Annotated in this window: 9 protein-coding genes and 1 tRNA gene; 4 read left to right on the forward strand and 6 right to left on the reverse strand. The window is 43.2% G+C overall.

What is annotated here, in order from left to right; all coding sequences use genetic code 11:
* Positions 1–17: 17 nt before the first annotated feature.
* Positions 18–836 (reverse strand): helix-turn-helix domain-containing protein, encoded by an 819-nt coding sequence (locus MgSA37_RS04295; protein WP_096350008.1) that lies wholly within the window; start codon positions 834–836, stop codon positions 18–20.
* 233 nt (positions 837–1069) lie between these two features.
* Between MgSA37_RS04295 and MgSA37_RS04300 the strand changes: the two genes are divergently transcribed.
* On the forward strand, positions 1070–1552 hold the full coding sequence (locus MgSA37_RS04300; RefSeq protein WP_157750422.1) for a hypothetical protein: 483 nt from the start codon (positions 1070–1072) through the stop codon (positions 1550–1552).
* A 132-nt stretch (positions 1553–1684) separates the two neighbouring features.
* On the opposite strand, the gene MgSA37_RS04305 is transcribed toward MgSA37_RS04300, so the two are convergent.
* The 4 genes from MgSA37_RS04305 to MgSA37_RS04320 all read right to left on the reverse strand — a co-directional run bounded on the left by MgSA37_RS04305 (position 1685) and on the right by MgSA37_RS04320 (position 4547).
* Complete coding sequence (locus MgSA37_RS04305; protein WP_096350010.1) at positions 1685–3583, reverse strand: S8 family serine peptidase; 1899 nt, start codon at positions 3581–3583, stop codon at positions 1685–1687.
* Positions 3584–3788: 205 nt separating this feature from the next.
* The gene (locus tag MgSA37_RS04310) at positions 3789–4055 is read right to left on the reverse strand and encodes a GIY-YIG nuclease family protein (RefSeq protein WP_096350011.1); all 267 of its coding nucleotides are present in this window, start codon (positions 4053–4055) and stop codon (positions 3789–3791) included.
* Positions 4056–4159: 104 nt separating this feature from the next.
* Positions 4160–4426 carry a GIY-YIG nuclease family protein gene (locus MgSA37_RS04315; protein ID WP_096350012.1) on the reverse strand — a complete coding sequence of 89 codons (267 nt, stop codon included), beginning with the start codon at positions 4424–4426 and terminating at the stop codon, positions 4160–4162.
* Between the two features lie 44 nt (positions 4427–4470).
* A tRNA-Met gene (locus MgSA37_RS04320) sits at positions 4471–4547 on the reverse strand.
* Positions 4548–5045: 498 nt separating this feature from the next.
* Here MgSA37_RS04320 and MgSA37_RS04325 point away from each other — a divergent pair.
* From MgSA37_RS04325 to MgSA37_RS04335, 3 genes are all read left to right on the forward strand, one after another.
* The gene (locus MgSA37_RS04325; RefSeq protein ID WP_096350013.1) at positions 5046–5426 is read left to right on the forward strand and encodes an START-like domain-containing protein; all 381 of its coding nucleotides are present in this window, start codon (positions 5046–5048) and stop codon (positions 5424–5426) included.
* A gap of 226 nt (positions 5427–5652) precedes the next feature.
* Entirely contained in the window at positions 5653–7086 is a 1434-nt protein-coding gene (locus MgSA37_RS04330; protein WP_096350014.1) for an LptF/LptG family permease, read from the forward strand.
* A 210-nt stretch (positions 7087–7296) separates the two neighbouring features.
* Complete coding sequence (locus tag MgSA37_RS04335) at positions 7297–8499, forward strand: bifunctional 3,4-dihydroxy-2-butanone-4-phosphate synthase/GTP cyclohydrolase II (protein ID WP_096350015.1); 1203 nt, start codon at positions 7297–7299, stop codon at positions 8497–8499.
* On the opposite strand, the gene MgSA37_RS04340 is transcribed toward MgSA37_RS04335, so the two are convergent.
* Positions 8493–12983 (reverse strand): translocation/assembly module TamB domain-containing protein, encoded by a 4491-nt coding sequence (locus MgSA37_RS04340; protein ID WP_157750424.1) that lies wholly within the window; start codon positions 12981–12983, stop codon positions 8493–8495. The two genes, MgSA37_RS04335 and MgSA37_RS04340, sit on opposite strands and share 7 nt — an antisense overlap.
* Between the last annotated feature and the right edge of the window lie 192 nt (positions 12984–13175).

Genomic DNA, 13175 nt, shown 5'->3' on the forward strand with positions numbered 1-13175 from the left:
TCCGGAATCCAACGGCCTTAGGATTGTACAAACGCGACAAAATCGCTGCCTGTAGCCTTTTTCCTTTGCTTTGCTTTTTGGGCGAATGCCGCCGGCGTGGTGCCGCTGTAGCGTTTGAATTCCCTGCTCAGGTGCGATTGATCCGTATAACCCAATTCATGGGCAAGGCCGGCAAGTTTCGAGTCCGGATTGAGCCATAATTGATTTCGTGCCTGCTCAAAACGCATCAGGCCGGACACATCCTTAACCGTGTAGCCCGAAGATTGCCTGAAGGTCCTTTGTAGTGTGCGAACCGTAGCATGGGCCGCAGCCGCTACCTGGCTTACAGGCAGGGTGCCGCTCGCTTCCCGCATAGCAACGCCCGCCTTGAATAACATGCTGTCAACGGCAACGCCCGCCCGTTCCTGCAGGAAATACTGTGTCACCCTGGCCAGCGCTTCATCTATCCTGCCGGTATTAATTAAATTGTTCAATGTGGATTGAAGCCCGGCGACAGGATGCTTAAATATGCGTAGGCCATCTTTGCCCGGTGGCAGTCCGAGCAAATCAAATACGGTCCAGGGAAAGCACCGGATCCCAATGATCTCTAAACGGTTTTTTGCGGAAAAAATAACAGGCTGACCGAGCAGGCCGATCATAAACGGCGATGGCAAGGGTTGCAGGCTTCCGTTGTTTACAATGCTGCAGCCGCTGCCAAAATGAAAGATAATTTCAGCATAACCATCAGGCACCACCTCGAAACCTGATTGCCGTTCTCCAAAGTCCCTGCTGTTGTACCAGAAACACTTTATGGTATCCCGGAGTGCTTCGGGCGGTTCAAATTCCTGGTGCTGCATTTTTAAAGATAGTGTTTTTTGCCGTTGCAGAAAGATTCGCTAAAGAATTTGCGCCGGGATAAAACTGACGTGTATTTGTTTTTTATGTGATACTGCTCATGTTTTTACCCTATCGGCGCCGATACTTTTGCCCGGTATTTTAGCACCCCTCATAATCTATTCTAATTTTGAATTCCCTCAGTATGCTTTCTCCGCTTCGTCCTGCCAAATCAATCCGCCGGATTTTCATTTTCATGGCTTTCTTTTTACTGGTTAATAACGCTTTCAGCCAGCAAACTACGCCGGCTTATCCCCGCATGGTGGGCTATTTCAGCGTTTACCACCCGGTCGAAACACTAAGCAGCGGTTCTTTTACCGGCAACTTTGGCAAGGCGTATACGGTATCGTTCCCCTTTGGCCTGCATATTTTAAAAAGTGATCATTTTGGAGTGAGTTTCGAAATATCCCCCTGTATCCGTACCGAGCATAATATTTCAAAAGTAAGTTCGGTAGCCTTTAACCCGGGCGCGTTGTTCAGGTTTACACATGGCTACACTTTGGTTTCGCGGCTGGCTTTCGAGAGCAGCGGCCGGTTTGGATTTACACCTGCCCTTATCAAGGTACTTAAAAGAGGTAAAGATTGCAACCTGTTTACGGCGGTGGCCTTTCCTGCGCGCTTTGGCAATAACCTGGCATCTACCTTTAGTTCGGGCTTGCAACTGGGGGTTACTTTTTAGAGAAGCCGGATCAACCCATTAAATTGAAAAAAAGCCTTCAACTTTCGTGAAATGCTTTTGTATTGTTTATAAAAAATTCCCGGACTACTTTCCGGAAGAATTAAGAAAATGATTTTTGTCAAAGGGTCAATATCATTTCAAACCGGTCAATAAACTGTAGGACCTTTTGGGGTTAACAAGTTTAATACGGCCATCAGCCGAAACATCGGCGCCGCTTTTGATCAAACTGACTATTTCAGGCGGGCTGAGAGATGGTTTGACGGCAATAAGCTTTGCAGCCAGATTTGCGATATAAGGTGTGGCCATAGAGGTGCCGGATAGCAAAATTTTCTTGCCACCGGGGGCATCGCTTTCTACAAGGTAACCATTTGCATGAACGGTAACTTTGCTTCCCGTGGCTGTAAAATCTGTTTCGAGGCCAGCGCTGTTAACAGAACCCACACCTATCATATTAGGTATTTCCAATGCGGCAGGGTAACGAAAGTCCATATCTGAATTGGAGTTTTTATTGCCATTGGAAGCGATGAAAAGTATTTCGGGCGCAGCGTGAAATGCTTCATAAAGTGCATTTTTACGCATGGTCCACAACTTTATGGCAAGGGCTTTTTGCTCCGCTTCCGGCATTTTAGGGTTATATTTTTGAATGTCATTTTGGTAATCGCTTATAAAATAGCCCCAGCTCATTGTTACTACACGCACTTTTGCAGCTTTCCAATATTTTACAAGGTCCTTCAAATTTTGGGCTACCTTTAATTCAGTTTCAACACTGGGCGATTTTCCGTTGGGCGTAAAACCCACATCCTCACTAAACCTTACGGTTAGCAACCGTGCATACGGGTTGCCACGCATGGCTATGCCTGCAACGTGTGTACCGTGCGCATAGTCGCCTACAAAATTAATCATCGCCCATAAAGAATCCCGTTGTACCACATTGGCTTTTGCAATCTCATCTTTATAATAATGGTAATCGGCGCTCTCAATCCCAGCCTCTTCGTCCCCGTTACCCCTCATTAACCTTAGCGCATTGGGATACAATTTTTCTTGCTGTGCTGTTAAAGGCGGAAGTAGTTGGCTGTCTTTATTCTCCTGCAGATCATAAGCAACGCCATGTATATCATCTATATAGCCATTATGGTCGTTATCGATGCCGTCAACTTTTTCGTTTGGATTTGTGTATAACCTGTCTTTAAAAAGAGAAATATCCGTACCTACGTCAAATACGCAGATCACCACAGGTGCATATGGTTTTCCTGGCGGCAATTCCAGGTCGCGCGCCGGCCAAATATTAACCTGGTTGCGTGCGTTTGCCATGGTTAGGCTATCCATAACAGCTGTAACTACCTTGCTTACCTTATCAAAGTCATGCATCTCGTAAAATAAGAACAATACATAATCCAGGTTTCTTACTGAAAGCGGGCCCGCTGCGATAGGTGGGTTTAAATCGCTGGCGGCAATTTTAACAAATTCGGCCGCCGTCATATTGGCGTACTGCTGCCTGATACGCTGTAATGAAGACGCTGCGGAAATATATGGAATGGCAGTTACGCTTTTAGTAAATATATTGCGAAAATTGCTGATATAATTTGCGGCTGCCGGGTCGCCTGATGCTATCAAACTTCTTTTTACCAAAGCGCTTGTTACTTTCGCCGCAGGTTTTATTTCTAAGGATCTCAAAGTATCATAATAGGCTAAGGATTTGCCGTTCTCGCCATCATAAAACGCCAGGTCACCCAATATCCGGTAATGGGTCTTCAACGCTGCTGTATCGTGTATCTCATAGCCGGATAGATCGGTAATAAGGTCATGTTTCAATTGTTCTTTGAGGGCTTTTACCTGCTGCGCATCCGCCAGTAAAACCGCGAGGCTATCCTTAATTGAATAAGTGTGAACAGGCGGCTGTTTATCAGAACCCTTTGCAGTATTTTGGCTATACGAGAAACCAGCAAACATGAATAGTAAAGGTAGTGTAGCAAAAACTTTTTTAAAGGTACGGCCCGGGCTCATTAAAAAATAATGGTGATAACGATTCATGTCTAAACGGATTTAGTTCAAATATATAATTATAGTAGTAAAATAGTTGAAAAATTGTGACCGGCCGTTATTGCATAAGTAGCCGGAGTTAAAAAAGCAAAAGCCTCAAATCTTCCTACTTGAGGCTTTTGACTTAATGTAGCGGGGAGCAGGATCGAACCGCCGTCCGTCCGGCAATTTGACGGACGGATATGAATCCTGCGTTCTAACCATCTGGGCTGTCAAATTTTTCCTGAATAATATCCCGGGCGAATTTCCTGCCCTGTGTCGATTTTAAATAGTTTTCTCTTTTAATGGCTTCTGTTTTGGATTGATATTCTTCAGTGTATGCAATTACCCAGGGGCGATATTTAATGGTATGGCCTTTAGTTGCTAATTCGTTATGCGAAAGGAAGCGGTTGGGTAAATCAGAAGTGTAACCAATATAAATTTGGTTGAATTTGTGAGAATATAATATGTAGACAGTAAACATAAGTTTTAGGTAAAAATAAAAAGGCAACACCGAAAGGTGTTGCCTGGTAGCGGGGAGCAGGATCGAACTGCCGTCCGCCTTGAGGCGGATATGAATCCTGCGTTCTAACCATCCGGGCTGTCAAATTTTTCCCGAATAATATCCCGGGCGAATTTCCTGCCCTGTGTCGATTTTAAATAGTTTTCTCTTTTAATGGCTTCCGTTTTGGATTGATATTCTTCAGTATATGCAATTACCCAGGGGCGATATTTAATGGTATGGCCTTTAGTTGCTAATTCGTTATGCGAAAGGAAGCGGTTGGGTAAATCAGAAGTGTAACCAATATAAATTTGGTTGAATTTGTGAGAATATAATATGTAGACAGTAAACATAAGTTTTAGGTAAAAATAAAAAGGCAACACCGAAAGGTGTTGCCTGGTAGCGGGGAGCAGGATCGAACTGCCGACCTTAGGGTTATGAATCCTACGCTCTAACCATCTGAGCTACCCCGCCGGGTTTTATTTTTGTATGGTTACTTTAATAATATTTTAACTCCAGAACTGCCGTCCGCCTTGAGGCGGATATGAATCCTACGCTCTAACCATCTGAGCTATCCGCCTTGAGGCGGATTGTTTTTTGTATGGTTACTTTAATAATATTTTAATTCCAGAACTGCCGTCCGCCTTGAGGCGGATATGAATCCTACGCTCTAACCATCTAAGCTATCCGCCTTGAGGCGGATTATTTTTTGTATGGTTACTTTAATAATATTTTAACTCCAGAACTGCCGTCCGCCTCGGGGCGGATATGAATCCTACGCTCTAACCATCTGAGCTATCCCGCCGGATTATTTTTTTTTCCTAAAACACCCTTTCTGATTATATTGAGCCGATTAATAATTTTAACAGGCCATCCTTCTCAAAAAGGTTTGCAAATATAGCAGAAATTCGTTTTCTTTAGAAAAAATGTTAACATTTACAGCTTACACCAGTATTCAAGCATAAACCTTCAATGTCTGAGAAGAAAAAATTTAATATCGAGTATGAAATAAAATCGTCTCCGCGCATACTCTACGGATTCCTGAGTGAGCCTAATGGTTTAACACAGTGGTTTGCTGATGATGTGAGTGTTAGGGACCAGGTTTATACTTTTACCTGGGATGGTGAGCAGCAAAAAGCAAAGCTTTTGGCCATGAAGGAAAACAAAATGGTACGCTTCAGATGGGTTGACGACGACCCGTCCTATTATTTTGAAATGGAAATTATTCAGGACGAATTAACCAACGATGTGGCCCTTAGTATTACTGATTTTGCAACAGAAGATACCATTGGCGAGCGTAAACTGATATGGGACAACCAGTTTGAATACCTGGTAAGTGTTTTAGGCGCATGATTTCAAGTCCAAAGTCTTAAGTCCAAAGTCTTAAGTCGTGTTTTTTGTTGACTCTGGACTTAAGACTATAGACTCAAGACTTAAAAAACAACATCCCGGTATAAAAATTATCCTATTTTTGCGCCGAAACATTTTCGTTCCATTTTATACCGTCAGGTAAAAATGGACGTTATTGTGAGTGCCCGGTCCCTGGTAGGTTTCCGGCCCTGCAAAACAGGTCATTCTGATGAAGAAAATACACCTTTTAATTCTTAAGTCATTCATAAGGCCCTTTTTGGTCACCTTCCTGATCGTGATGTTTGTGTTATTGATGTTATTTTTATTCAAATACATCGATGACCTGATCGGTAAGGGCTTTGAATGGTATGTGATTGTCGAACTGATGATGTATGCATCCGCCACCAACGTACAGATGGCCCTGCCACTGTCAGTCTTGCTTTCGTCCATCATGACCTATGGCAGCCTCGGCGAGAACTACGAACTGGTAGCCATTAAAGCAGCAGGTATTTCGCTAAAGCGGGCCATGTACCCTATGCTGGTGATCATCATGATCTTAAGTGTTTCGGCATTTGTATTTTCCGACTATATGCTGCCGATCGCCAACTTAAAATATTACAATTTGTTGTATGACGCCCGGCAGCAAAAATCGGCCAATTTTTTGCCCGAAGGTGTATTCAGCAATAGTTTTACCGGGTACTCCATCAGGGTAGGAAAAAAGGACGCCGATGGGCAGACACTACATAATGTAATGATCTATTCAAAAAACCAAACGGAAAACAATACAGACATTACTTTAGCCAGGGAAGGTAAAATGTACCGGACGCCAAACGGGCAATTTTTGGTTTTTAAATTGAAAGACGGTATAAGGTATTCTGAAACACCCGGAGAAGTGGCTTACAATATCCGCGAAAGGCTAACGCGGTATCGTTTTAAAACTACCGAACAAAAGTTTGATATTTCAGGACTGAAATTACACCATACCGATGAGAGCGAGTTCAAGTCGGCATTGCAAATGATGAATTTGAAGCAGCTAAACGATAATGCCAAGTTGTCGCACCGGCAAATAGATAGCGCTGTTAACGTAAATTATACGCTGCTCACGGCTTATTTTAAATATTATTCGATACCCGTAAAAAAGAACCCACGGATAAAAATTCTGCCGTCGGATGGTAATGAATTTTCAAAGGCCGACGTGCACCAGCAGATGAGCCAGCTGGCAAACGCGGCAAGCGAGGCCCGCTCCATACAGGACCTGTTAAAAAACAGGGCGCAGCACCTCAAAGACCTCCAGCAAAACGAACAAAAGGCCCGGCTGGAATACCAGAAAAAGTTCACACTCTCTGCCGCCTGTATCGCATTGTTTTTGATAGGCGCCCCGTTGGGCGCGATCATCAGGAAGGGTGGCCTGGGCCTGCCGGTAGTGGTATCTGTTATATTCTTCCTGTTTTATTATATCATCAGTACCATAGGCGAAAAGTATGTTAAAGATGGGGATCTTTCCCCGATTATCGGTTCATGGATCGCCATTGTCATCATCACCCCGATTGGTTTATTCCTTTCGTATAAAGCAGCTACTGACTCTGTAATATTTGATATGGAACTGTACAAAAGGTTTTTTAATAAATTATTTAAAAGGAAGAAGATTGTTAAAGCTGAATGAGCTTGATCACGCTGGCAACCAATAGTTAATGCCGTACGTACATATTTACAAAGCGCCGACCCGAATGATCTTAATATCTCGTAAATTTGTACCTGTAAGAAAGATGATCAGGTTGTAGGTTAAAAGTGACAATGGAAATATTAGGGTAAACCAACATTTCAACTTTGCAACGTTACAGCCTTTCAACAACTTATCTCTAAAAAAATAATAATGCTAAATACCATACAGGAAGCCATTGAAGCAATCAGGAATGGCAAAATAATTATAGTAGTTGATGATGAAGATCGTGAAAACGAGGGCGATTTTTTAACAGCCGCACGAAATGCTACCCCCGAAACCATCAATTTTATGGTTAAATACGGGCGAGGTTTGGTTTGTGCGCCTATTACAGTAAAACGCGCTGCAGAACTTAACCTTGAACCCATGGTTAGCCATAACACCACCTCGCACGAAACAAATTTCACCGTTTCGGTAGATTTGCTTGCAGGCTGCACTACCGGGATTTCAGCATCTGACAGGTCGAGGACAACGCTTGCGCTAATTGATCCGGCCACCAAACCTGAGGACCTGGGCAGGCCCGGGCATATTTTCCCGCTGATAGCCAAAGACGGCGGCGTGTTGCGCCGATCTGGCCATACCGAAGCTGCTATTGACCTTTCAGTAATTGCCGGTTTTGAACCCGCGGGCGTAATCTGCGAGATTATGAAAGAAGACGGTGAGATGGCGCGCTTGCCCGACCTGCTTGAAATGGCGAAAGAGTTTGACCTTAAAATTATCTCGATAAAGGATCTGATCGCCTATCGGCTCGCTACTGAATCATTGGTAGTTAAAGATGTATCAGTAAAAATGCCTACCCAATGGGGTGATTTTGATATGATCGCCTACACCCAGGTAGATACGGGTGATAATCACCTGGCCCTGGTAAAAGGTAGTTGGGAGCCTGATGAGCCTGTTTTGGTACGGGTGCACAGTTCATGTGTAACCGGCGATATCTTTGGATCCTGCCGCTGCGATTGCGGCCCCCAGTTACATGCCGCCATGGAAATGATCAACAAAGTGGGGAAAGGCGTCATTGTTTACATGAACCAGGAGGGAAGGGGCATCGGCCTCATCAATAAACTCAAGGCATATCATCTGCAGGAAAACGGAATGGATACGGTTGAAGCCAACCTGGAACTCGGCTTTAAAATGGATCAGCGCGACTATGGTGTTGGCGCACAGATATTGCGCAGCCTGGGGATCTCAAAAATGCGGTTAATGACCAACAACCCTAAAAAAAGGGCCGGGTTAATTGGATACGGCCTGGAGGTTGTTGAAAATGTACCGATCGAGATCGCTTCAAACCCGCATAATGAGGTTTACCTGAGAACAAAAAGAGATAAAATGCAGCATACCATTATGCTCGATCACTGATCTTCATCCTCTTGCGGGCCCGCAGGCTCTTTGGGAGGTGTGGTAACCGGTATATCGGTGGTGGGTTTTGGCGGGGTATTGTTTTGATTGATAGGAATGATCTTTTTTGGATTCGTTCTGAAAAGATATCTCAGGAACTCGCCGAAATTATCAAAATCCCGCTGGTAAACCAATCCTAAACCGTTTACATATTGCTCGGTAAGGTTACTGTAAAGCGTTGTTAATGTGGTACTGTTTAACACCCTGTAGGAGTACCTGGCGCTAAGGTCGCCATTTTTCCTGATCAGGTACTGCGCTTCAAAATCCTTGGTTAACTGGTTGAAGTTGGAATTAAAAAAACTGTTGGTGTTTTGAAACAGCGTATTACTATAAGCGCTGTTGCTGTTGTTTATTTTTGTGTTAAATAAGCTCCCCGTAATAGTTAGCCTGTTCATAAACCTGAACGATGCGCTGGCGTCATTAAACGACCGTATGTTGAGATCGAAATTTTTAATATTCGACTGGGATATCAGGTTGTTTAGCTTATTAAACGCAAACTCACTTACGGCCTCGCTTGCAGTGCCGAAAACCTGGTTAGTAAAATTACTATTGGCGCCGTTGGAGAATTGACGCCGTACGATAATACTTAATGCTTGCTGGCTGCGATTGTTAGCATCTGAAAGATAAGTGCTCAAATCTTCCTTAACAGAGGGATCCAGCGGGAAATTGAAATCGAAATCGATGGTAGGCTGCAATAACGATTTGGTTAATATCAGGTCAGCCTGCACCAGCTCAAGTGACTGCCCCTTGGGAGACGCTGAACCTGCAGCAGTATACAGCGGAGAAATGTCTGTCCGCACTTCATAAATGGCGTTAAGGTTAATGGTAGCGTTGGATGGGTTTCCCGTCCAGCGGATGGTGCCCCCCTGGTTCACGGTAAAGTTTTTACTGATAAAATCTTTTGCGGTAAACTCAAATTTCCCTGTACTTATCAAAAAGTCGCCAAACATTTCAAAGTCGCCCAAACTATTTATATTAAGTTTCAGGCCTTTTGCCTGCCCGTTACCTTCCAGTACACCATAGTCGGTGCTGATCTTAACCGTGGTCTTTTCATCCACGGTAAGGTCAAAATTCAGTGTAACGCCATTGAAGGCGCGCGGCTGGGTGCTTTGTTGTTTGGTGGTGTCGTTGTGGCTTACAAATTTTATAAAGTCATAATCACTTACGGTTGAAGACGTATTCAGCGGAATGTTAAATACCGTGCCGGCTTCTGTTTTTGCAGTAATATCAATTTTCATGTTATCAACCGGGCCGCTAAAACTAAATTTGCCGCTGCCGTAAGCGGTGCCGTAATATACATGGTTATCCCTAAAGGTAGTATTCAGCGCCATCAGGTTTTTAGCGGTTACCACCGCTTCAATATCCGGGTTGGCAAAATCGTTAAGGTCTACCTTTCCTGTTACAATACCTACCCCTTTTTTATTATCCCTTAGCGTCATATGGTTAATGTTGATCACACTATTCACCACATCTACGGTGTCGGTAATGGTATAAGGTGTTTTCAAATAATTAACCGTAATGCCGGTATTGGCTAAAATTATGTTGCCGTTTAACTGCGGTTTTGATGGTGGCCCAGTTAACTTAAGGTTGGTGGTAACTGTCCCTTTAATGTTGGAAACCAGGTCTTTTATAAAAGGTTCAAATATAATCGCCTCCGTCTGGTTCATTATTACATTAAAATCCATACTGTCATCCGTTTGATGCCCCAGTAAATAAACCCCTGCAATATTCATGGTCTCCAACCCGTGGTTGTGGATGTTTAGTTTGATATTGGCTTGTTTGCGGTCGTTCCCAAGGTTCGATTCAATCTTCACATTTCCAACCAGTGTTTTGTTCATCGTAAGCGAGTCAATTCCCAGCAAGGCGTCAATCCCCGGCGACTTCATGATGGATGTAAATTTAACATCGCCGCTTAATGTGCCTTTTAGTTTAATGCCGGCAGCCTTGGTCAATTGGTTAAGGGTAGCCATATTAAATTTCTCGAAGGTTAGCTTGAGCTGATCTGCCGGGTTATCCGAAATAAACCCGTCTATCCTAACCTTTTGCGGCCCGTTTGAAAGCTCGAAACCCGAAACCTGGGTTTTGCCATCAAGCAACCTTACCCTTACCTTTTCCTGGAGCCGCCAATCCCGGTGCTCCAAAATCACATCCGACGGTAACAGCTGCAGCTTTGCAGTAGTATCCCGGCCGAAATTAACAAGGCCGTATAAATCCAGCGAATTTACTGCGTTCTGATCCGAAAGTTTGACGTTGAAATTTAAACTGTCGTTTTTGACTACGTTAATAAGCGTGATGTTTTTAACAAACAAACTATCGGTAATATTAATTTTGCTTAATGACATGTTTAAAGAAAGGTCGCTGCTGCTGGTGCTTTCGTCAATAATAAAATCATGAAACACCATTTTACCTAATTGTATGGTTTTTACGTACACGTTTAGGGTGGCCGTTTTATCTGCCGAATTAAACTGCCCTATAAAGGTGCCCTGGTCTGGTATTTTAAGCTCAGGTTTAAAAATAGCAATCAGCAGGTCTGGGTTTTTGAGTGTCAGGTTAAACGCAAAATCCTGTGGTTTTGGAGGCGCAATATCCGTTTTTAGTGATGGGATGTATTTTTTTATGATAGTTTTAAAATAGGAGGGAAGCGTTGCCAGGTCAAATTTTCCTTTTATATAGCCGTCAGTAACATCCGAGCGCAGGCTGATCATCCGGTTGTTACCCGTACCAGTTGAAGAGAGGATCACCGAGTCAATAGGCACATTGTTTCTTGGGTCGATAAGCCTGGTGTTTTTCAGGGATATATTGCCGGTAAGGTTAGTGAGGTCATTCCCCGCAAAATCAGTGGATAGGGTTGTTGTCAGCGTAACGGTGTCGCCCATTAATTTTAAATCGTGCAAATGCGCGTTGGTGATACTGGCATCAATTTTATATTGGGGTAGGGCCGGGTTTAAGTTTATGCTGCCGTTTAAATCAAGCTTTATGTTCTTGTCATCAATATTAATTTTTGCGATCGCTGTTTTTTTATTAAAAGAGCCGTTTATAGTTACATTTTGGTAAGTATAGCCTTTAAAATCAATTAACCCCGCGCTTGCGTTCAGGGTTGCGTTCAGATTTTTTAATGCGTCTCCGCTACCTTTCACGTTGGCAGTTAGTGTGGCGCGGCCAAGGTCAGCCTGGCCTAAAAAACTGCCAAAATCAAATGCATAAGTATCAAGCTTGCCACTATAGGATGGAATGCCTGCTTTATTGATCTTTAAATTGATATCCGGATCAAAGCGGCCCAGTTTGGTTTTAAAAGTACCGTATGCCACAAAATCGTTCTGGAAGCCGGTGAACCTGCCGTTAAAATTTATGTTGCCGAATTTGGCTATTATTTCAGGCGCATGCCGGTTGGGTGTGCCTGTAAAATTGCTGTACAGGTAATCCATATCGGCTTTGTTGGTCGCTATCTGCTCAAAATTCAAATCGAGGAAAGTGTTTTCCCAACGCGGCAGGCCGCGTAAATTAAAGTCGCCTTTAATATAGGTTGCTTTACCGCCGGTGATCAGCAGGTTTTTTGCCTTCAGGTTATTCACCAGGCCTTTGATGCGGCCATCAAGGCCAAGGTCAAACCGAACACGGTCAAGCCCGCCGGTAAAGTAAGAAATATCGCTGGACGATATCTGGGATGCGTGGAAATCCCCATCCATAAAAACTTTGTCCTCAATATCCTGGAAGTCGTCAAACGACTTAAATTTCATCCTGAAATAATTTTTTAGAGATGAACGGTTTGTTAACACATACAGGTTTTGTGCAAGGATCTGGTTGGTATCAATCGTAGCGTTGGCATCAAACCTTTTAAGGTAGAAACCGCTTTTTTCGCGCAGCGTCAGATTAGTTACATTGGCTTTAAACAGGTGGTGCACAATGTCCATATTTTTGATGGTGGCGCTAAAGTTCTTCACATCTATATCATCAAAATTCACCTGCTTCATAAAGGTATCCACCAGTTTGTTTTTATACCGGAAATGGAGATTATGGATCACTGTTTTTTCAAAAATAAGCTGCGTAGGCGCAGATTTGGTTTTCGTTTTAGCAGTATCCTTTGAGGCAAAATAATCAAGGATGAATTTAAGGTTGGAGGTACTGTCCTTTTGTTTTTTCAGGTAAACCGAACCATTATCCAGCTGGATCAGTTTAAAATCAATAACATGTTTCTTTTTGCCGAAAAGCGTTAATGCATTCAGCTCCACCGTTAGTTTAGGGGTACTTACCAACGTGTCTTTTTGTTTATCCAGCACATACAGGCTATCGATAACCACCGAGCTAAATGGCTGAAAATAAAGGCCTGCAATACCTACTTTGGTTTGAAGCTTTTCAGACAAATAAGCCGCAGCTTTTTTTGCCGCCCAGGTTTGTACAGGTTTGTATTGAAATAGCAGCAACACGATACTCAGCACCAGCAGCACAACCAATACAATACTTAACGCTATTTTGAGTAGTTTTTTAATAACTTTGCAGATTAAATAATTAGTGATTTAGTGAATTGTTGAATTAGTGATTTAATTTCCATACTAATTGAAAAATTCCACTGCTGAATTAATGATTTTTTTATCGTTTAACATTATTAACGGAATATAGTTTAATGATCAGGATCATAA

The organism is Mucilaginibacter gotjawali (assembly GCF_002355435.1).
Classification (GTDB): domain Bacteria; phylum Bacteroidota; class Bacteroidia; order Sphingobacteriales; family Sphingobacteriaceae; genus Mucilaginibacter; species Mucilaginibacter gotjawali.